This window comes from Pseudomonas sp. 34 E 7, assembly GCF_900005715.1.
Taxonomy (GTDB): Bacteria; Pseudomonadota; Gammaproteobacteria; order Pseudomonadales; family Pseudomonadaceae; genus Aquipseudomonas; species Aquipseudomonas orientalis_A.
Map to the genome: position 1 here is coordinate 28,429 of NZ_CVTX01000148.1, position 20,400 is coordinate 48,828.

15 protein-coding genes are annotated in these 20,400 nt (G+C 61.6%); 4 read left to right on the top strand and 11 right to left on the bottom strand.

Annotated elements, in window-relative coordinates:
- Window positions 1–812 (top strand): Gfo/Idh/MocA family protein (locus tag BFP96_RS16225; RefSeq protein ID WP_256549056.1); only part of this gene is annotated, 812 nt, incomplete at its 5' end.
- A 175-nt stretch (window positions 813–987) separates the two neighbouring features.
- Here BFP96_RS16225 and BFP96_RS16230 read toward each other — a convergent pair.
- The 10 genes from BFP96_RS16230 to BFP96_RS16275 form a co-directional block, all read right to left on the bottom strand.
- On the bottom strand, window positions 988–2,691 hold the full coding sequence (locus tag BFP96_RS16230) for an AMP-binding protein (protein ID WP_065936587.1): 1,704 nt from the start codon (window positions 2,689–2,691) through the stop codon (window positions 988–990).
- 31 nt (window positions 2,692–2,722) lie between these two features.
- Window positions 2,723–4,021 (bottom strand): acetyl-CoA C-acetyltransferase, encoded by a 1,299-nt coding sequence (locus tag BFP96_RS16235; RefSeq protein ID WP_065893053.1) that lies wholly within the window; start codon window positions 4,019–4,021, stop codon window positions 2,723–2,725.
- The gene (locus BFP96_RS16240) at window positions 4,014–4,922 is read right to left on the bottom strand and encodes a MaoC/PaaZ C-terminal domain-containing protein (protein ID WP_065936588.1); all 909 of its coding nucleotides are present in this window, start codon (window positions 4,920–4,922) and stop codon (window positions 4,014–4,016) included. The genes BFP96_RS16235 and BFP96_RS16240 overlap by 8 nt, the downstream gene beginning before the upstream one ends.
- Before the next feature lie 3 nt (window positions 4,923–4,925).
- Window positions 4,926–6,269, bottom strand: coding sequence for a 3-oxoacyl-ACP reductase (locus BFP96_RS16245; RefSeq protein ID WP_065936589.1), 1,344 nt, complete (start codon window positions 6,267–6,269; stop codon window positions 4,926–4,928).
- A 153-nt stretch (window positions 6,270–6,422) separates the two neighbouring features.
- The gene (locus tag BFP96_RS16250; RefSeq protein ID WP_065897769.1) at window positions 6,423–8,948 is read right to left on the bottom strand and encodes an acyl-CoA dehydrogenase; all 2,526 of its coding nucleotides are present in this window, start codon (window positions 8,946–8,948) and stop codon (window positions 6,423–6,425) included.
- A gap of 233 nt (window positions 8,949–9,181) precedes the next feature.
- Entirely contained in the window at window positions 9,182–10,591 is a 1,410-nt protein-coding gene (locus BFP96_RS16255) for an outer membrane protein transport protein (RefSeq protein ID WP_065893057.1), read from the bottom strand.
- A gap of 126 nt (window positions 10,592–10,717) precedes the next feature.
- Window positions 10,718–11,221, bottom strand: coding sequence for an alkane oxidation protein activator PraB (gene praB, locus BFP96_RS16260; protein ID WP_065893058.1), 504 nt, complete (start codon window positions 11,219–11,221; stop codon window positions 10,718–10,720).
- Window positions 11,222–11,339: 118 nt separating this feature from the next.
- Entirely contained in the window at window positions 11,340–11,843 is a 504-nt protein-coding gene (gene praA, locus BFP96_RS16265; protein WP_065936590.1) for an alkane oxidation protein activator PraA, read from the bottom strand.
- A gap of 125 nt (window positions 11,844–11,968) precedes the next feature.
- Window positions 11,969–13,249, bottom strand: a complete 1,281-nt coding sequence (locus tag BFP96_RS16270) for an alkane 1-monooxygenase (RefSeq protein ID WP_065936591.1) — start codon at window positions 13,247–13,249, stop codon at window positions 11,969–11,971.
- 300 nt (window positions 13,250–13,549) lie between these two features.
- The gene (locus BFP96_RS16275; RefSeq protein WP_065936592.1) at window positions 13,550–14,548 is read right to left on the bottom strand and encodes an alpha/beta fold hydrolase; all 999 of its coding nucleotides are present in this window, start codon (window positions 14,546–14,548) and stop codon (window positions 13,550–13,552) included.
- Between the two features lie 268 nt (window positions 14,549–14,816).
- Here BFP96_RS16275 and BFP96_RS16280 point away from each other — a divergent pair, with 268 nt between their 5' ends.
- Genes BFP96_RS16280 through BFP96_RS16290 form a run of 3 tightly spaced genes read left to right on the top strand, consistent with a single transcriptional unit; the run spans window position 14,817 to window position 18,100 of the window.
- A complete protein-coding gene (locus BFP96_RS16280) occupies window positions 14,817–16,355 on the top strand; it encodes a flavin-containing monooxygenase (RefSeq protein WP_065936593.1) in 1,539 nt (512 codons plus the stop codon).
- Window positions 16,352–17,242 (top strand): SDR family NAD(P)-dependent oxidoreductase, encoded by an 891-nt coding sequence (locus tag BFP96_RS16285; RefSeq protein WP_065893063.1) that lies wholly within the window; start codon window positions 16,352–16,354, stop codon window positions 17,240–17,242. Before BFP96_RS16280 ends, BFP96_RS16285 begins: the two co-directional genes overlap by 4 nt.
- A 15-nt stretch (window positions 17,243–17,257) precedes the next feature.
- Window positions 17,258–18,100 (top strand): metal-dependent hydrolase, encoded by an 843-nt coding sequence (locus BFP96_RS16290; protein WP_065897773.1) that lies wholly within the window; start codon window positions 17,258–17,260, stop codon window positions 18,098–18,100.
- 64 nt (window positions 18,101–18,164) lie between these two features.
- On the opposite strand, the gene BFP96_RS16295 is transcribed toward BFP96_RS16290, so the two are convergent.
- The gene (locus tag BFP96_RS16295; RefSeq protein WP_065936594.1) at window positions 18,165–20,234 is read right to left on the bottom strand and encodes an EAL domain-containing protein; all 2,070 of its coding nucleotides are present in this window, start codon (window positions 20,232–20,234) and stop codon (window positions 18,165–18,167) included.
- Window positions 20,235–20,400 lie beyond the last annotated feature (166 nt).

Sequence of the window (20,400 nt, forward strand, 5' to 3'; positions counted from 1 at the left end):
AGAAGCCGCTGGCGGTCAGCCTGGAACAGGCCGATGCGATGCGTCGCGCGGCCAGCGCGGCCGGGGTGGTGACGCGCGTCGGCTACAACTACCAGCACAACCCGATGATCGTACTGGCGCGACAGATGATTGCCAGCGGCGAGCTGGGCGAGATCATCAGTTTCCAGGGCGAGTTCAGCGAAGACTTCATGGCCGATCCGGCCTCGCCCTGGTCATGGCGCTGTGAGGTGGAACACGCAGGCGGCGCGCTGGCGGACCTCGGCAGCCATTTGCTGTCGATGGCCCATTATCTGGTGGGCGAAGTGGTCAGCGTGTGCGCCGATACCCAGACCGTCCACGCGCAACGGCCGGCCTTCAAAGGCAGCCTCGAGCTGAAATCCATCGCCGTGGATGACCAGGTGCACGCCCTGCTGCGCTTCGCCAACGGCGCGCGCGGCACGGTCAGCAGCAGTTGGCTCAAGCACGGCTACAAAAACCACCTGAGTTTTGAAATCAGCGGCACCCTGGGCACGCTCGCGTTCGACCAGGAACGCTTGAACGAATTGCGCCTGTGCCGCGTCGGCCAGGACGGTTTCCAGCGTCTGCTCGCCGGCCCCACCCTGCCCGGTTATGCCGCGTTCAGCCCGGCGGCGGGGCATCAGTTGGGTTACAACGAGCTTAAGACATTGGAGGTACAGGAGCTGATCATGGCGCTGGCGGGGCAAGGCGGCGATGGCACTGATTTTGAGGCGGCGTGGGCGGTGGAGCGGTTGGCGACGGCGATTCGGATGGCGTCCAAAGAAGAACGCTGGGTCCAAGTGAACTCGATCTAAATGTGGGAGGGGGCTTGCCCTAATACTGTAGGAGCGAGCTTGCTCGCGAAAAACTCACAGGCACCGCGTTCATTCAGAAAGCACGCGTTATCGTTGATGTTTTTCGCGAGCAAGCTCGCTCCTACAGACATCAGGGCAAGCCCCCTCCCACATTTGGTCTGCGTTACCTTCACTATCAGCGCAGGGCTCGGCGTAGCACCTTGCCGACGGTGGTTTTGGGTAACTCCGTGGTGCGAAACTCCACATACCTGGGCACTTTGTACCCGGTCAGGTATTCCCGGCAGTGGGCGAGGATCTGCTCCTGGGTCAGCTTGGGGTCCTTGCGTACCACGATGATCTTGACCCGCTCGCCGGTCACGCCATCTTCCACGCCAATCGCCGCTACTTCCGCCACCCCTGGGTGCATCGCCACCACATCTTCGATTTCATTGGGGTACACGTTGAAGCCCGAGACCAGGATCATGTCTTTCTTGCGGTCCACCAGGCGAATGTAACCGCGTTCATCCATCACCCCGATATCACCGGTGGACAACCAGCCGTCGGCGTCCAGCACTTCGGCGGTTTCCTTCGGGCGCTTCCAGTAGCCCTGCATCACTTGCGGCCCGCGCACCTGCAATTCGCCCGGCTCGCCGATTTCGGCCAGTTCACCGTCTTCACGCATGAAGCGCACCCAGGTAGACGGCAACGGCACGCCGATGCTGCCGGTAAACGCCATTTCGCGCATACGATGAATGTCGATGGGGCTGATGCTCACCACCGGTGAACACTCGGTCAGCCCATAGCCTTCAACGATCGGCAGCCCGGTGACTTCTTTCCAACGCTTGGCCACCGCCGTGTGGGTGGCCATGCCTCCGGCGATCACCAGGCGCAGGTCGGAAAAGTCCCGCGCACAGAATTCCTTGTTCTCCAGCAAACCGTTAAACAGCGTGTTGACCCCGGCAATCCCGTTGAAGCGCTCCTTGCGCAGGATCATCTGCACCCGTTTCACGTCCCGGGGATTGGCGATGAGGATATTGCGCCCACCCAGGCACATGAACATCAGGCAGTTCACCGTCAGGGAAAAGATGTGGTACAGCGGCAGCAGGGTCACGTTGGTTTCCTGCTTGTCCTGGTCCAGTTGGTCGCCGACCCAGGCCTTGGCTTGCAACAGGTTGGCGATGATATTGCGATGGCTGAGCATCACGCCCTTGGCATCGCCGGTGGTGCCGCCGGTGTATTGCAGGAAGGCCAGCTCATCGCGGTCCAGACTGACCGGCAGGTACGTCAGCGCCCGCCCCTGCTTGAGCACTTGGTTGAAACGCACAGAACCTTGCAACCTGAAAGCAGGCACCTGCTTTTGCACGCTGCGCAGGATGAAGTTCATCGCCGCGCCCTTGAAGGTGCCGAGCAGGTCGCCGATGGCCGCCACCACCACGCGCTTGACGCTGCTGCCGGACACGACTTTTTCCAGGGTGTGGGCGAAGTTTTCGAAGATCACCACGGTCTCGGCGCCGCTGTCCTTGAGCAGGTGCTTGAGTTCATGGGCGGTGTACAACGGATTGACGTTGACCACCACCGCGCTGGCCAGGATCGTGCCCAGCAGGCAGATCGGGTACTGCAAGCAATTGGGCATCATCAGCGCGACACGGTCGCCCTTCTTCACCCCCTGACCCTGCAGCCAGGCGGCGAAGGCGTGGCCTTGGGTGTTCCAATCGGCATAGGTCATTGGCGTGCCGATGCTGACATAGGCCACGCGCTCGCGGAATTTTTCCAGGTGCTCCAGGAACACTTCGCGCAATGAGGGGTAATCCTCGATGGCCGCATCGATGTCCGCCGGCACGCCGGGCAGGTAGGCGTTCAACCAGATGCGTTCGGTCTGTTCCAGGCTGATGGCGTTCATGGCAGTGTCCTTATTGTTGTTGTGGATGAGGCTACTTTTCGACGATGGCGGTGATACCCAACCCGCCCGCCGCACAGATCGAGATCAACCCGCGACCGCCACCGCGCTCATGGATGGCCTTGGCCAGCGCCGCCAGTTGCCGGCCGCCGGTGGCGGCAAACGGATGGCCGCAACCCAGCGAGCCGCCGTTGACGTTCATTTTGCTGCGGTCGATAGCGCCCAGCGGCGTGTCCAGGCCCAAACGCTCGCGGCAGTAGTCCGGGTCTTCCCAGGCCTTGAGCGTGCACAGCACCTGGGCGGCGAAGGCTTCGTGGATCTCGAAGAAATCAAAGTCGGCAAAGCCCAGGCCTTCGCGTTTGAGCATGCGCGGTACGGCGTAGGCCGGGGCCATCAACAGGCCTTCGGTGCCGTCGACGAAATTCACCGCCGCCGTTTCGCCGGTGCGCAGGTAGGCCAGCACCGGCCAGCCATTGGCCGCGGCCCAGTCTTCACTGGCGAGCAGCACCACCGAGGCACCGTCGGTAAGGGGCGTCGAGTTGCCGGCGGTGAGCGTGCCGTTGTGGCGGTCGAAGGCCGGTGCCAGGCCGGCGAGTTTTTCCAGGCTGATGTCGGCACGCAGGTTGTTGTCCCGTGCGAGGCCCCGATGGGGGCTGATCAGGTCGTCGAAGAAACCGCGCTGATAGGCCGCGTCGAGGCGTTGATGACTGGCAAGGGTCAACTCATCCTGGGCCAGGCGCTTGATCTGCCAACGCTTGGCCATTTCTTCGCAGTGCTCGCCCATGGACAGGCCGGTGCGTGGCTCGCCATTGCGCGGCAGCAACGGCTTGAACAACATCGACGGGCGCACCTTCAACAGCGTCTTGAGTTTATCGCCCAGGCCCTTGGCCCGATTGGCCTGGAGCAAGGTGTGGCGCAGGGATTCATTGATGCCGATGGGCGCGTCGGAGGTGGTATCGGCGCCCCCGGCGATGCCCACTTCAATCTGGCCGAGGGCGATTTTATTGGCCACCAGCAACGCGGCTTCCAGGCCCGTGCCGCAGGCTTGCTGCACATCGTAGGCGGGCGTCTGCGCGGACAATGTGGTCGACAGCAGTGACTCACGGGCCAGGTTGAAATCGCGCGAATGCTTGATCACCGCACCGGCGGCGAACTCACCCAGGCACTGGCCGTGCAGGTTGTAGCGGTCCACCAGGCCCTGCAGTGCGGCCACCAGCAAGTCCTGATTGGTCTCATGGGCATAGACGGTGTTGGAACGGGCGAACGGCAGGCGATTACCGCCGATGATCGCCACGCGTCGGCTCGGGGGCGGATTGAAGCTGTATTCACTCATGCAAGGCTCTCATTCCAGGCGATTGATCCCACATAAACAACCCGCGCATATGCGGTTTGTCGCCGGCGACACTGCGCACTTCGAACTCGCGCAGCGGGCCGGTCACAGGGTGACTCCACAGGGCGACCTGGCCGGGCAGAAAGATCGGCAACTTGAAATCGCAATGGGCTTCGGCGCGGTCCAGGCCACCCGGTGGCTGCTGGGCCGCCAGTGCCCGGCCCAGGGTCCACATGCCGTGGGCGATGGCGCGGCGAAAGCCGAAGATCTTCGCGCCCATGACCGATGTATGAATCGGATTGAAGTCTCCCGAGACCTTGGCAAAGCGGCGCCCCAGGTCGGCGGGCAGGACCCAGCGCTGGGTGCGCAGCAAGCCCTCTTCCTGCAACGGCAGTGCATCCGCCCACAGCTCCCCGACGGGATTTTTCACCTCGCGGCGCAGGTACAGGCTGTCGCTTTCCCACACCAGGGCTTCTTCAGCGTAGGCACGGGTGGCGATGCTCAACGCCTGCCCCTTGGGATGAGCGACCCAACGCTCGCAAAATACTTCCAGGCGCAGCGCCTGACCTTCGTGCAAGCGTTGATGCTGGCGAATGCGATTGGCCAGGTGCACCATGCCGCTGGCCGGGTACGGAAAGCTGGGGCGGGTCAGCAGCATCAAGTGCAGCGGGAACGCCAGCACATGGGGATAGGACAGCGGCACGCCCTGCTCGCGGCGAAAGCCACAGGCGCGGCCATAGGCGGTGATGGCGGCGCCCGACAGTTCCACCGCCGGCCGCACCAGGCACTCCCTGGGCAATGGCGGCGAGGCGTCGGGCTTGGGCTTGCGCAAACCGCGCACGCCGTCGAGCAACAGTTGGGTGCGCGAGGGCGGCGGGTCGATAATCTGCGTTACATAGTCCATGGCTCAGGCTCCCAGCAGGCTTTGGCCGCACACCCGCACTACCTGGCCAGTGATTCCACCCGAGGCGGGATGGGCCAGCCAGGCGATGGTCTCGGCCACGTCGATCGGTTGCCCGCCCTGGGACAGGGAATTCATGCGCCGCCCGGCTTCACGGATCATCAGCGGAATTTTCGCGGTCATCTGCGTTTCGATAAAGCCTGGCGCCACCGCATTCACCGTTACCTGGCGCGCCGCCGCCTGCGGGGCCAGGCCCTGCACCAGGCCGATCACACCGGCCTTGGAGGTGGCGTAGTTGCTCTGCCCGAGGTTGCCGGCAATCCCGGAAATCGACGACACGCACAGGATGCGCCCGCCAGGATTCAGGCCCTGGTTATCCAGCAGCGCCTGGCTGAGCTGCAACGGCGCTTCAAGGTTGACCGCCAGCACACTGCGCCAGGCAACTTCGGTCATTTTGGCGATGGTCTTGTCGCGGGTAATCCCGGCGTTGTGCACCACCACATCGAAGGCGCCGTACTGGCCGACATGCGCCTGCAATAACGCAGCGGCATCCGCAGCGGTAATGTCCAGGGGCAGCGCCGAGCCGTTCACGCTGTCGGCGGCCTGTTGCAGCGCCAGGTGGGCCTGGGGCACGTCGACACACACCACATGGGCACCGTCGCGCGCCAACACCTGGGCAATGGCCAGGCCGATGCCCCGCGAGGCACCGGTGACCAGGGCGCGCCGGCCGGCGAACGGCTTGTCCCAATTAACACTCAGCGCGTCGTCCAGCGGTTTTTCCAGGCGTACCACTTGCCCCGACACATAGGCCGAACGACGCGACAGAAAGAAGCGCAGGCTGCTGTCCAGCGCGTCTTCGGCGCCGGGCGCCACGTAGATCAATTGCACGGTAATTGCCCGGCGCAGCTCCTTGGCCAGCGAGCGTGCCAACCCTTCGAGCGCGCGCTGGGCGACGGCCTGGGGCAAGTCCTGGCAGTGTTCCGGCGCAGTGCCGAGTACCACCACGCGCGCGTGTTGGCCCAGGCGCTTGGCATTGGCGTGAAAGAACCGGTAGAGCTCGTCCAGGTGCTGCGGTTCGGTCACGCCGGTGGCATCGAAAACCGCGCCCTGCACCTTCACCGTGGACGGCGCCCTGAGAGTGGCCGGGCCGGCGGCGACGGTATCGGTGCTGATGAAGATGCGTTGCACCTGCTCCGCCAGGCGCCCTGCCCCGGCGAGGATCACCGGGTTGGCCAGCCCCTGCTGGCCACTGCGGTGGCGTTGCAGGGGCAGAGGTTGCGGCAAGCCGACGGCCTGGGCCAGACGACGGCCCCAGGGGGAATTGACGAAAGAAAGGTAGCTGTCACTCATAGATAGATCCATTCACAACACAATCCTGCCGTGGAAACCCGGTCACCTGTGGGAGGGGGCTTGCCCCCGATAGCGGTGTGTCTGCCCACACAGATGCACCTGTCAGACCGCCATCGGGGGCAAGCCCCCTCCCACATTGGGACCGCATTTGGATTAATTGACCGACGCATTTTCGCTTTGGCTGGCGCGACGCTTGGCGGCAGGCTCCAATGCTTGCTTGCGCTGTTGCAGGGCCTCCAGCAAACCGAAGTCCTGCGGGAAATCGTCGACCTGGATAGCGTGGTCGGCGTATTCCACATAGCGTGCGAGCAAGGCCTCTTCGTCGTCGCTGATCAAATCCAGCGCCCGCGCCTTGACGCGCCAGTCGGTAAAGGCCACGGCGGAAATCGGCATCGGCTCAAGCAGGCCTTGCTTGATGGCGGGCTTGAGCCGTGCCTCGATCAGCTCAACCTGGGGCAACAGGCGCAGTCCCAGCTCGCCATAGGCCAGCTTGTCGATTTCCGGCCGGGGGATGTAGGAATTGGCCAGCAGCCGGTCGCGGGTCTCGCCGGGGACCTGCACCACATCGGCGACCTGGGCCAACAGGCGATCCGACGGTTTATGCAAGGGAATGCCGAACGGAAAGCTCAAACCGCGCAGCACCCCGGCAGCGACTTTCGAGGGGTAATTGTCGAGCACTTCAGCCAGGGCTTCATGGGCGCGCAGCAAGGCATCCTGGGCCGCCCAATGCACCAGCGGCAGGTCCGCCTGGGGCCGACCGTCATCCTCGAAGCGCTTGAGCACGCAGGACAGGATGTAGAGCTGCGAAAGAATATCGCCCAGGCGCCCGGTGATGCTTTCCTTGCGCTTGAGGGCACCGCCCAGCACGCCCATGGAAATGTCCGAGACCAGCGCCAGCACCACCGACAGGCGATTGGCCTGACGATAGTAGGACGCCAGCGCCGGGTCGGTCTTGGCCGGGGCAGACAGCAACCGGCCACCGGTCAATGCATGCACCGCCGCACGCACGGTGTTGGCCAATACAAAGCTCACATGGCCGAACATCGCACTGTCGAACGCCTCCAGTGCCTTGCGCCGATCCGGCTGGCGCGCCGCTTCCATCTCGCGGAACACATAGGGATGGCAGCGGATCAGGCCCTGGCCGTAGATGATCAGGCAGCGGGTCATGATGTTCGCGCCTTCCACCGTGATGGCGATGGGGCTTTGCTGATAGGCACGGGCCAGGAAATTGTTGGGCCCCATGCATATGCCCTTGCCGGCGACGATGTCCATGCCATCGTTGACGATCATGCGGGCGCGCTCGGTGACGTGGTATTTGGCAATGGCCGAGATCACCGAAGGTTTCTCACCGGCATCCAGGGACGCCACCGACACCTTGCGCACCGCGTCACAGGCATACAGGTGCCCGGCCATGCGCGCCAGGGGCGCCTGCACCCCTTCGAACTTGCCGATGGGCAGGCCGAACTGCTTGCGCATCGCCGCGTAGGCAGTGGTGCCACGTACCGCGACTTTGCCCAGGCCGACGTTGGCCGACGGCAGCGAAATCGCCCTGCCCGCCGCCAGGCATTCCATCAGCATGCGCCAGCCGTTGCCGACTTGTTCACGGCCGCCGATCACCCACTCCAACGGAATGAACACATCCTTGCCGGTGGTCGGGCCGTTCTGGAACACCGCGTTCAACGGCCAATGGCGCCGACCGCTGTTCACGCCCGGATGGGAGGTGGGAATCAACGCGCAGGTAATCCCCAGGGAACCGGCGGCACCGAGCAGCCCGTCCGGGTCTTCGGCACGGAACGCCAGGCCCAGCACCGTGGCAATCGGGCCGAGGGTGATGTAGCGCTTGTCCCAGGTCACCTTGAACCCCAGCACCTGCTCACCTTCGTGCAGGCCTTTGCACACGATGCCCACGTCGGGAATTGCGCCGGCGTCGGAGCCGGCATACGGGCTGGTCAGCGCAAAGCACGGGATGTCCTCGCCCCGCGCCAGACGCGGCAGGTAGTAGTTGCGCTGGGCGTCGGTGCCGTAATGCAGCAATAGTTCGGCGGGGCCCAGGGAGTTGGGCACCATCACCGAAATGGCCGCCGCCGAGCAGCGGGTCGACAACTTCATCACCACCTGGGAGTGCGCATAGTGGGAGAAGCCCTTGCCGCCGTACTGCTTGGGAATGATCATGCCAAGAAAGCCCGCGTCCTTGGTGTACTGCCAGCCCTCGGGAGACATGTCCTGCCACACCTGAGTGGTTTCCCAGTCATTGGCGATGTCGCACAGGGTTTCCACTTCGTTGTCGAGGAACGCCTGCTCTTCGGCACTCAGGCTGGCCGGTGCGGCTTGCAACAGGCGCTGCCAGTCAGGCTTGCCGCTGAACAGCTCGGCGTCCCACCACACGGTGCCGGATTCAATCGCCGCACGTTCGGTGTCGGACATCGCCGGCATGATCGTACGAAACAGCCCCAGGGCCTTGTTGGTCAACAGCACACGGCGCAGGGGTTTGATCGCCAGCACCACGGCCGGGAGCAGCACCAGCACCGCCGCGACGGTGATACCGAATGCGGCTACTGCGTTAAACAGATAACCGGCCGCCAGCCATACCAGGCCAGCGCCCAGCCACAGGGTGGCGGCGGCTTGTCGATACGCCAGGGCAATCGCTGCGGCGAAACCCACCAATAACCAGATAACCATGGGATACCTCTACTTGATCCAGGGCGTGACACCTGCGGCCGCTCGGATTGAGCGACGGCTCAGGTCCACACTACAAACTTGGAAATACAAATTCAAATTTTGTTTTGAAATTTTTATTTAATGCTTTGGCGAAGAAATAACGGGCTGAGCGGGTCAGCCTGTCAGGTCATCAACGCCTTGTATCAACACTGCCTGCGCGACCTGTCCAGCACAGGTCGCGCGCCATCAACCGATCAAAACGCGTAGGTCGCTGAAAGGCTGACCACCTCACCCTTGGCGTCGGCTTTACCGTCAAGGGTTGCACCGCCCAGGCGATCCTGGTTGTGCGTCCTGAGCTTGGCCTTTTCGACGAATTGCCGCGAGTAGGCGCCGTCGATGCTCAAACCGGGAATCGCGCGGATGTTGTAGCCAAAGCCCAGGGAGGCGAATATCCGGTCTCCGTCGGGGATACGCGGGTCACGCGTAGAGTTGCGGGTGGGCGTCTGGTCGGTGGCGACACCGGCGCGGAAGGTGAAGTCGTCGGTGAATTTGTAATCGCCACCCAGCGACACCATCCAGGCATCCTTGTAGTTATAGGGAATCGACACGAGCTGCGTGCCCTCGGACTTCAATGTCAGCGCCTTGAACGACGACCATTGGGTCCACGTGACGCTGGCGCCCAGGGTGAGGCGATCATTGAACTGGTGCACCCAGTCGATGGAGGCGTTGGCGGGCACGTCCAGTTGTGTCGAAGCCTTGGCGCCGTTGACGTTGAGGTCGAGCCCCGGATAAGCCAGCGCCGGCAGGCCGCCTTCGATCAGTGACTTGTTCGCCTCGTCGGCATACAGGCTGTACTTGCCTTCGAGTTTATTCTTGATTTTCGCGTGGTAATTCAGACCCAGGGTATCGAATTGGGTAGGCTTCCAGACCACACCGGCAAACCAGCCGACCGAGGTGTTGTCCACCTTGACCCGCATCAGCGAGGAGCCGACTCCGGAAGGGAACGGGAGACCGATCGCCGGCGACAGGGCGGCTGCGGAATACAGGTCCAGATTCTGGCTTACAAAACCTTTGGTGTGCTGGACGATGGCACCGCCACCCACCGAGAACTGGTCATTGACCTTGAACGACAGGGAGCCTGTGACACCCACCGTTTCAATACGCGTATCAACGGCAAAGTCGCGACCGATCCAGTCTTGATCCCACGTGGTGCGCGCACCCATCGGCACCACCTGACTGAGCCCGAATGCAAAACGGTCGTTGATCGGTATCACCATGAAACCGGTTGGCAACCAGGCGGTAAACCCGCCTTGCCCACCATCGCCGGTGCGCGGCGTGGAACTCAAATCCGTAGGGTCGACCGCCGCAGGTGCGTTGCCGGCGTAGTCCGTGGCCGTGCCCTTGTATTTAACGTTGATGCGCGCGTAATCAACGGTAAATTGAGAAATCGTATGGTCTATGAACGCCATGCCGGCCGGGTTGTTGTAGGCCGCGGAAGGATCATTCTGGAACAGTGAGCCCCCCCCGAAGGCGCGCCCCCACCCGGGAGCACCGAAGGTCGGCGTGGTGAAACCGCCGGCGTGTGCGGGTCCCGTTGCCGTGATAAGGCCGCCGAGAATTGCCAGGCTCAACAACGTACGTGCCTGTTGCTTTTTATTATTCATGCTCCACTCCTTATTGTTTTTATCCTCCGAGATCGGTTGTCCCGACCTGGCCTCCCGCAGCCAGTGCCCCTTGCGAGGCACTGGCGTATTTCAACGTGTGATCATCACGTCAAACGCTCACGACCTTTATGGGGTAACGGTAAAGGCCGGGCTTGGTGTAGCGGTCAGAGCGGTAATTTTGCAGTTGCCAACGGTTTGTGTGCTTGGCACCTTCAGCTGGTTGGTGGAGTTATTGAAGCCGACATTGATGGTCACCGGCGAAGCGGAGCAGTTGTTGAGAATCTGGAAATTCACGCCCGACACCGTACCGTTGAAGGCATCAGGGCCACCGCTTGCCACGTTCAATGTCCACGGCAGGCCCAACAACTTGGGTACGCCACACAGCGAGTTGGAACCGTTGACCGTTGCGCCGGTGATCGAAGCGCTCGAGCCATCAGCCGCGACGGAACCGGTGAAGGCGATGTTGCAGGTCACCGGCAGATTCAGGGACGCGGGCGAAGTAACGGTAATCGAGCCCGATGTGGAGAACGCCGTGCCGGCAGGCGCGATAGTGGCAGCGTTGGCCATCGACACTGCACCAAGGCTCAGGGCGAACGAAGTTGCACAAACGAGGGTTTTCAAGCTTTTCATTATTTTGCCTCACATGTAATGGCGAATTATTCGCCTGGGGTAATGACCATGAACACGAAGCCACGGGTAAAACTGCAGAGCTTCGTATTCCAGCCAAATTCAGTTAAGTCCGACAACTTTATTCAACGACTTTGAAATCAGGCGGCATCTTGATTGACACCGTTTTAATGATGCAGTCATCACCAATCGGTACATTGGCAGCCTGCAACTTGCCGGTGGCGTTATCCCACGTACCGACTGCGGTAGAAGGACCGCACTTGCCGCCCAGGCCGAAGGCATGCACATCCACGCTGATCTTCGACATCGAGCCGCTTTTTGTATCCTTTGCAATCAAGATCCAGGGCAAGTTAATAGCTTCGACCCGGCTGCACTTGAGCCCACCATCGAACGCCACCTTGTCGATATTGACGGATGTCCCATCGGTCGCCACCTTGCCGGCCACCTTGATGGTGCAGTCGGCACTGATCAACGCGCCTTTGGAAAAGCTGATCGGGCCCTGGGCTGTAAACGCACTCCCGGCAGGTTCGATACGGGCGGCCTGTGCCTGGTGACAGCCGATCAGGCCCAGCGCAGCCAATACGAAGTTAATGGTGAACTTTATAGTTATAGGAGTTACTTGCATGTTTACGCCCTTCCCTTGAAATTATTTTTCGTTCGGGTAAACAACCGCCTTGCAACTAAACTAACAAACCATAGACGTAGAAATCCTTATCGAAATATCCTTTGAAAATGCGCTTTTATTTCAAATTAAAACGGCTTGGCTTCGCCGCTGTACTTCTCCAGATACTTCAAGCGTTGTGACGGCTGAAGATTGGTCAAGGTTATATCGCCTGCATAATGATTCAATACCCGGTGGTCCATCCGTCGGCGCCACAAGTAAGGCACATACGCCCAGACAATCATGCTTGCGTAGCCATACGGAAGTTGCGGTGATTCATCAAAGTGGCGCAGCGACTGATAACTACGGGTTGGATTGGCATGGTGATCGGAATGCCGTTGTAACTGGAACAAAAAGATATTGGTCACAATCCGGTTGCTGTTCCAGGAGTGACGCGGCGAACAGCGCTCATAACGACCGTTGGGCAATTTCTGCCGTTTGAGGCCGTAGTGCTCGACGTAATTGACCACTTCAAGCAGCGAGAAACCGTAGATGCCCTGGATAATCAGAAACGGGATCACTGCCGCGCCCAGCCAGGCAATCATTGCGCCCCAGAGCAGCACGCTGTACATCCAGGCGCTGAGCACGGCGTTCTTCCAGTGCCAGGCCGGCAGCCCGAGTTTGCGCAGGCGTTCGCGCTCCAGGTTCCACGCCGAGCGTGCGCTGAACCACACCGAACGCGGCAGGAAAGCCCAGAAACTTTCACCCAGGCGCGAACTGGCCGGGTCTTCCGGTGTGGCGACGCGCACGTGGTGGCCGCGGTTGTGTTCGGTGTAGAAGTGGCCGTAGAAGGTCGGCGCCAGGGTTACCTTGGCCAGGAACACTTCCAGTGGCTTGGGCTTGTGGCCCAGCTCATGGGCGGTGTTGATCGCGATACCGGTGGCCGCCCCGGTAGACATCGCCATGCCCAGATAAGTGAAGCCACTGACCTGGCCGTGCAACTCGGTGCGAGAGGTGATGAACGCTGCGGCTTTCGCCCAACCGCTGGACGGGTCGAGCATCGCGGTGGCCCGCAGCAAACCGCCGCCGATGATCCAGTCAATGCCGCCGGCGGCGAGCCAACCGGTGATGACCACCGAGGCGATCACAAACAGCACGCCGGTGTAGACGATCCAACGGTAATAGGTTTGGGATTCGAGGTGGCTGACGGCGGATTCGGGCGGGTTGCTGACATCCTCGCCCAGCAGGCCGTCGATCAACGGGATCACGCCGAAGATGACCAGCACACCGACCCACCACAGTTGCTGGATGCCAGTGCCGATCGCCAGGGCACCCGAGAGCAATGGGGTTGCCAGCGGCATGATACCGAGCCACCAGAGGTAGCGCTTGCCGTCGGCCCACACGCCTGGAACACTCAGAGCAGGGTTCATGGCAACCTCCGAAGGCATCCGAAGGCAGAAAAGGCAGTGGCGCAGCGCTGACCGCTGCGAGACATCAACCATGCGATAAAAGGCGTTCTTTTCATTATTTTATTCGCTCTTAGGCATTTCAAAAACTGTTTCAAATTAGACATTGAAATAATTTTTTTAAATAAATAGCGCGGAATCGTTAGGTCGTCAACTAGTTTATCCAGACCTTTTTTCCGTGACCGTACAGTCGTTTTTTCAGACCGTCGGCCAGGTGTCTAGGGCAAGCGTTGGCGCGCTGGAACCGCGAATGAAATGGCACGATTATTTGCTCGCCACGGCGAACGAAGGATGCAACACGGTGGCGGTTTGTACCGGTCTAACCCGCTTGGCGACCTGCTCGACCAGCGCCACCACACGCTCGGTGGCGGTAATCGGCAGCATGTGCCCACGGTCTTCCACGACCTGCAGCTTCAGCCCAGGCACCCTGCTGGCCAGGCCCTGGCCATGCTTTTGAAAGTCGAGCACCTTGTCACGCGTGCCGTAGATGAGGCCGATGGGCAGCGTCAGCTGCGGGTAACGCGTGACCATGTCCGGCAAGTGGTCATTGACGCGGTTGATCTCGGTGGACGCCGCGTAGAAGTTGTCGGGACGCATCCCCAGCAGGCCACCGCCGCGCGTGGCGAAGTCCGCCGGGGCGGCATCGGGGGCGAACACGCCCTTGACCACCGATCCCTGGGTCAGCAGGCCGACAGGCATGGTCAAGGTGCGCGACATCCAGCGACACAGCCAGGCGGGGCGCACCGCCAATGACAGGAATACCAACGGCAACATGCGTTGGGGATGGGTCAAGGGCGCCACCAGAATCAAGCCCGATACCGCGTGGGGATGATCGAGGGCCAAGGCCAGGGCAATCGCCCCGCCCAGGGAATGCCCAAGCACCAGCGGCTTGTCCAGCTTGAGGGTGTTGATGAAGGCGGCCATCTGGCGCGCCTGGGCCGGCAGATCCGCCGCCGTGCCCTGCTGCCGGGTGGAGTAGCCCGAGCCTGGCCGGTCTACGCTGATAACGCGAAAATGCTCGCGCAACTGACCGGATAACGCATAGGTCAGGTTGCGGCTGCTGCCCATCAGCCCGTGGATCATCACCAGCGCCGGGCCTGCGCCTTCTTCTACATAGTGAAAGCGCTCGCCATCCACTTCGACAAAGCGCCCATTGATCGGAACAGCCGTTTCGATGCGCCGTGTCATCCACGCACTGAACGCCCACAACGCAGCGCTTGCGCCTATTACCACACCCGCAGCGACAACCCACTCGACAGCCATAGCTCGGTCCTCTGCTTCCCTGCTGCTGGCGACCTGACCGGGATTGATCGAGGCCTCAACTTTCGTCCCTACCTTGGGGCCAACCTCTATGCGCGTCTGTCGGACAAGTCGCATGTATCGAACAAGACCCTGGCGGCGGCGAAATTTTCAGGTAGATTATTTAAAATCTTTTTTTAAAATAATTAATTCAATTTTTCTTTGCAATGGTGTTCTATCTAAAACACACAACAAAAACGGGAGCACATCCGATGCCCACAAAGGACAACCTATGAATGCCCACAGTGACAACGTCGACATCGCGATCATCGGCTCAGGCTTCGCCGGCCTATGCATGGCGATCAAACTCAAGGAAGCCGGGTTCACCGATTTCTTTGTCGCCGAGCAGGCCGACAGCCTGGGCGGCACATGGCGTGACAATCACTACCCCGGCTGTGCCTGTGATGTGCAGTCCCACGTCTATTCGTTTTCGTTCGCACCCAACCCGCACTGGACGCGACAATTTGCTCCGCAGGCGGAGATTCGCGCTTACCTGGAGCACTGCGCGCAGCGTTTCGAGCTGGCGCCGTACCTGCGCTTCGGCATGGGGTTGCAGCGGGCGGTGTTCGATGAGCAGCAACAGCGCTGGCAACTGACGTTCAGCGACGGCCGTCAGGCCAGTGCGCGCGTGCTGGTGTCGGGCATGGGCGGGCTGTCGCGTCCGGCACTGCCGGACATTCCCGGGCTGGACAGTTTCAAGGGCAAGCGTTTCCATTCGCAGCAGTGGGACCATGACTACAGCCTGAAAGGCAAACGCGTCGCGGTGATCGGCACCGGCGCCAGCGCCATTCAGTTCGTGCCGCAGATTGCACCGCACGTGGCGCACCTGGACTTGTTCCAGCGCACACCGCCCTGGATCATGCCCAAGCCCGACCGGCCGATCACCCGCACCGAACGCTGGCTGTTCAAGCATCTGCCGTTTACCCAACGGCTGGTGCGCGGCGCCTTTTATTGGGCGCTGGAAGGCCGCGTGGTGGGCTTTGCCCTGCACCCGCGCTTGATGAAGATGGTGCAGAAAATCGCCCTGCGCCACCTGCGCAACCAGGTGGCCCGCCCTTCCCTGCGCAAAGTCCTGACACCGGACTACACCATCGGCTGCAAGCGTGTACTGATCTCCAACGACTACTACCCGGCGTTGTCACGCAGTAACGTCGAGGTGGTGACCGACAACGTGCTGCGCGTCGAAGCCGATGGCGTGATCACCGCCGACGGCATCAAGCACCCCGCCGATTGCCTGATCTTCGGCACCGGGTTCCAGGCCGCCGATCCCCTGCCCCGTGACTGCATCATCGGGCGCGACGGCGTCGACCTGATGGACACCTGGCAGGACGGTGCCCACGCCTACAAGGGCACCACGGTGCCGGGCTATCCCAACCTGTTCCTGATCGTCGGGCCCAACACGGGCCTGGGGCACAATTCGATGATCCTGATGATCGAGGCCCAGGTCACCTACATCCTTGGCGCGTTGCAACAGATGCAGCGCCAGCGCATCAGCGTGGTGGATGTCAAACCCGCCGTGGAGCAGGCCTACAACGAGCAATTGCAAGGCAAGCTCAAGCGCACCATCTGGAACACCGGCGGCTGCCGCAGCTGGTACCTCGACCCGCGCACCGGCAGGAACACCACGCTGTGGCCCGGCTCGACGTGGCGCTTCAAGCAGATCACCCGGCATTTTGCGCTCAAGGACTACCTGGTCAGCCAGGCGCCGGCGGCATCGGTGCCGCGTGCGCAGCCAACCCCTCATTGCGCCACAGAAGGCAGCCTGTCATGAAGTCATTCAACGGCCGCGTGGCGGCGATCACGGGAGCGGCCTCCGGCATGGGCCGCGCATTGGCCCTGGCCCTGGCACGGGAAGGCTGCCACCTGGCCCTGGCCGACAAGAACAGCCAGGGGCTGGAGCAGACCCTGGACTTGATCAGAACCTCCACCCTGTCGCCGGTGACCGTCACCACCCAGGTGCTGGATGTAGCAGACCGCCAAGCCATGCTGGAGTGGGCGGCGCGTTGCGCGGCCGAGCACGGCCAGGTCAACCTGGTCTTCAACAATGCCGGCGTGGCGCTGTCGAGCACCGTGGAAGGCGTGGACTATGCCGACCTTGAGTGGATCGTCGGCATCAATTTCTGGGGGGTGGTGCATGGCACCAAGGCGTTCCTGCCTTACCTGAAGGCCAGCGGCGACGGGCATATCGTCAACACCTCGAGCGTATTCGGCCTGTTCGCCCAGCCCGGCATGAGCGGCTACAACGCCAGCAAATTCGCGGTGCGCGGCTTCACCGAAGCGCTGCGCCAGGAGCTGGACCTGCAACGCTGCGGCGTCTCGGCCACATGCGTGCATCCCGGCGGGATTCGCACCGATATCTGCCGCAGCAGCCGTATCGACGCGAACATGACCGGCTTTCTGATCCACAGCGAACAACAGGCGCGCGCCGATTTCGAAAAACTGTTTATCACCGACGCCGATCAGGCCGCCAAAGTCATCCTGCACGGCGTGCGCAAAAACAAGCGCCGCATACTGATCGGCCGCGATGCCTATTTCCTCGACCTGCTCGCCCGTTGCCTGCCGGCGGCCTATCAAGCGCTGGTGGTGTTTGCCAGCAAGCGCATGGCCCCCAAACCGCGCACGCCCGTGTTTGAAACCAACGACGAGCCTCGCCTCTGAACAGGAGTACGCCCCATGTTGCCCATTCGCCGTGATATCCGCTTTGCCCTGCCCGCCGGGCGCATCACCAACTGGCATGAGCAAGGCCCGTTCGTGACGCACTTTTTCAATGCCCTGTCGCTGCTGTTTCCCCAGGGCGAGCTGTTTTTCATGGACAGCGTGCGCCACTACCGCACCCGCATCGACGATCCGGACCTGAAGAAGGAAATCCAGGGATTTATCGGCCAGGAGGCCATGCACAGCCGTGAACACGTGGCCTACAACGAGCTGCTGCACGCAGCGGGCCTGCCTGCGCACCGCCTCGACCGGCGCCTGAAATTTTTCCTGGACCTGCAGAAGAAGCACCTGCCACCCTCATTCAATCTGGCGGTGACCATCGCCCTTGAGCACTACACCGCGATGCTCGCGGAGATCCTGCTGAGCGACCCGTCGCGGTTTGGCGATTCACTCAAGGGCTACCGGCAGATGTGGTATTGGCACGCCCTGGAAGAAACCGAACATAAAGCAGTGGCCTTCGATGTGTGGAACAAGGTGATCAAGCCTGGGCCCGGGCGCTACCTGTTGCGCACCGGCACCATGCTGTTCACCACGGTGCTTTTTTGGCTGGTGGTGTTCGACTTCCACGTGCGCCTGCTGATTGCCGACCGCAAGTCGGGCGGGCTGGTGAAGGGGTGCTGGCGCATGCTCAAGTTTCTGTATGGCCCCAAGGGCGTGTTTCCCCGCATGCTGCGGCCATGGCTGCACTATTTCAAACCGGGTTTTCACCCATGGGATCATGACAATCGTGCCCGGCTGCAGGGGATCGACGGGCTGGTCGAGGAGATTGAACAGACCAATCGGGCCTACGAGGCCGCCTAGATGGCGTAAAAATGTGGGAGCCCACCCGCTCCCACATTCCAACCGGGGCGCCTTGCCCACCTGATCAAGCCAACGCGGCGCGCTCGCGCACAAACTGCGGCACCTCATCCCCAGGCAACGCCCTGCTGAAATACCATCCCTGAATAAACAACTCGGCTCCCGTATTCAGGAACGCCAGTTGCTCGGCGGTCTCGACCCCTTCGACCACCACGCCCAGGTTCAATGCCTCGCAGAAACGCAGCATGCCCGTCAGTACCTGCGCGCCCTTGGGATCGTGCTGGGCGACCACGAAGCTGCGATCGATCTTGATGAAATCGACCGGAAACTGGTGCAGGTAACTCAACGCCGAAAACCCGGTGCCAAAATCATCGATATACACCTTGGCCCCCAACGCCTGCAGTTTGCCAATGGTCTGACGGGCGGCCTGGATATCGCTGACCAGCGCGTCTTCAGTGATCTCCACCGACACCCAGCCGTGGGCCTGGGCGAGAATCTCCACCAGGCGATCACCATAGGCCGCGTCCTTGAGCGTGAAGCTGGACACATTAATGGTGATGGGCAATTCAAAACCGGCCTTCTTCCACTTTTGATGTTGGCGCACGGCCTGGGACGCCACCCACACGTCCACGTCGGGCATCAACCGCGCCTGCGCCAGCCATTGCAGGAACTCCCAGGGCGAATGCACCGTGCCCTGGGCGTCCCGGGCCCGCATCAAGGCTTCGCAGCCGGTGCACAAGCCGGTACGGGTGGAGACTTGGGGCTGGAACTCAAGGTAGAAATCGTAATCGCTGATCTGCTGGATGCGGCTCAGCTCAATGGCCTGGCGGGCCAGGGTGCGATGGGAAGCCAGGATCGGGTCGAACTCCAGCAACCGGCCTTTCTCCTCAAGGCCGCGAAAGGTCATGTCCAGTGACTTGAGGTACACCGTGCCGCCCTCACTGGCCTGGCGATGAATCGCCCGTACATAAGGCGCATACACCAGCGTGCCCAGGCCCGTCAGCACAATCTGCAGCACCACGGCGGCGACGTCGCCATGGGTACTGAGGTAAGCATTGAGCAACACCGGCGCGGTAAACGGCACGCTGGTCACTGCCGGCGACACCCAGCCCAATTGCACCACTGCCAACGCCACCATCGCGTTCAACGCCGGCACCAACAGAAACGGGATGAACAACCGCGGGTTGAGGATGATCGGCAAACCGAACAACAGCACTTCGCTGACATTGAATAACGACAGCGGCAAGCTGGCCATCGCCAGCAACCGCATGGACCGGCTCCTGGAAAACAGCAGAATTGCCAGGAGCAGGCACAATGCGCTGCCCGACCCGCCGATAAACGCGAAGCTGCCCAACAGGCCACTGTTGAGCAGGTACCGCACCGGCTCCCCCGCAGCCAGCGCCGCAGCGTTGAGCGTCACGGCCTGATCCAGCACATCGAACAGCGGCTGCAGGGCGTACACACCGTGAATGCCGAAAAACCACAACAGCGAGTTCATCAAGGTCACGAACAAACCGCTGCCATAGGGCGCCTGTAACGCATTGAGTACCTGCGGCCCCTGCCACTGCGCCACGTAGGGGATCTGCAGCAGCAACGACAGCACCACCACCCATGCCAACACGCTGATCGCGCCGGGCAGCACCATGTTGATCGTGCCTTTGAGGTTGTGTCCGATCAGGTCTTCATGGACCAGGCGTGTCCAACGAAAACGGTGCAGCCAGGCAACGGCGGGCACATTGATCAGCGGCGAAGCGATGGCAATGAACAGCAGAAAGGTGGCCGACGCTCGAGGGTATTCACGCAACAGAAACGTGGCCACCACCACATGGGTAAGGCACAAGAAGGCGATCGGCAGCTGTGGCAAGCGGTGCTGAATGGCTAGCATGTAACCGATGGAGGCGGCGACCAGCAGCGGGATGACCGCGCTGATGCGGTCATGCAGACCTGCCAGGAAGCTGGCGGTCTGAGGGCTGAACCCGAGCATCCTGGCGCATTCGGACAGGATAAGGAAACCGGCGGAGACCAGCAGGCAGGGCAGGATCCACAACAATCCCTCGCGAATCGCACGCAACGACTCGATACTGGCCAGGGCCGCCAGGCGCTGGGTAAGGAAAAGTTTGAACAGCGTTTGCGCCATGAGCCTCCCTCTGCCCGTATTCACGGGTTCTGGAGATCAGCGCCGGAATACGCGTCAACGCTACACGCCCTTATGCTCGGAGCGAAAGCTTTTTGCCATCGCCACTGGCGCTTTCGGCGAAAAACTCGGAGACATAGGAAAATACCCACATAAAAAATCGAACTTT

What these genes read in the sequence shown, in the direction of transcription:
- BFP96_RS16250 (WP_065897769.1), bottom strand. Translation starts at nt 8,948, where the DNA reads ATGGTTATCTGGTTATTGGTGGGTTTCGCCGCAGCGATTGCCCTGGCG.
- BFP96_RS16290 (WP_065897773.1), top strand. Translation starts at nt 17,258, where the DNA reads ATGTTGCCCATTCGCCGTGATATCCGCTTTGCCCTGCCCGCCGGGCGC.
- BFP96_RS16245 (WP_065936589.1), bottom strand. Translation starts at nt 6,269, where the DNA reads ATGAGTGACAGCTACCTTTCTTTCGTCAATTCCCCCTGGGGCCGTCGT.
- BFP96_RS16255 (WP_065893057.1), bottom strand. Translation starts at nt 10,591, where the DNA reads ATGAATAATAAAAAGCAACAGGCACGTACGTTGTTGAGCCTGGCAATT.
- BFP96_RS16275 (WP_065936592.1), bottom strand. Translation starts at nt 14,548, where the DNA reads ATGGCTGTCGAGTGGGTTGTCGCTGCGGGTGTGGTAATAGGCGCAAGC.
- BFP96_RS16235 (WP_065893053.1), bottom strand. Translation starts at nt 4,021, where the DNA reads ATGAGTGAATACAGCTTCAATCCGCCCCCGAGCCGACGCGTGGCGATC.
- praA (WP_065936590.1), bottom strand. Translation starts at nt 11,843, where the DNA reads ATGCAAGTAACTCCTATAACTATAAAGTTCACCATTAACTTCGTATTG.
- praB (WP_065893058.1), bottom strand. Translation starts at nt 11,221, where the DNA reads ATGAAAAGCTTGAAAACCCTCGTTTGTGCAACTTCGTTCGCCCTGAGC.
- BFP96_RS16280 (WP_065936593.1), top strand. Translation starts at nt 14,817, where the DNA reads ATGAATGCCCACAGTGACAACGTCGACATCGCGATCATCGGCTCAGGC.
- BFP96_RS16230 (WP_065936587.1), bottom strand. Translation starts at nt 2,691, where the DNA reads ATGAACGCCATCAGCCTGGAACAGACCGAACGCATCTGGTTGAACGCC.
- BFP96_RS16270 (WP_065936591.1), bottom strand. Translation starts at nt 13,249, where the DNA reads ATGAACCCTGCTCTGAGTGTTCCAGGCGTGTGGGCCGACGGCAAGCGC.
- BFP96_RS16240 (WP_065936588.1), bottom strand. Translation starts at nt 4,922, where the DNA reads ATGGACTATGTAACGCAGATTATCGACCCGCCGCCCTCGCGCACCCAA.
- BFP96_RS16285 (WP_065893063.1), top strand. Translation starts at nt 16,352, where the DNA reads ATGAAGTCATTCAACGGCCGCGTGGCGGCGATCACGGGAGCGGCCTCC.
- BFP96_RS16295 (WP_065936594.1), bottom strand. Translation starts at nt 20,234, where the DNA reads ATGGCGCAAACGCTGTTCAAACTTTTCCTTACCCAGCGCCTGGCGGCC.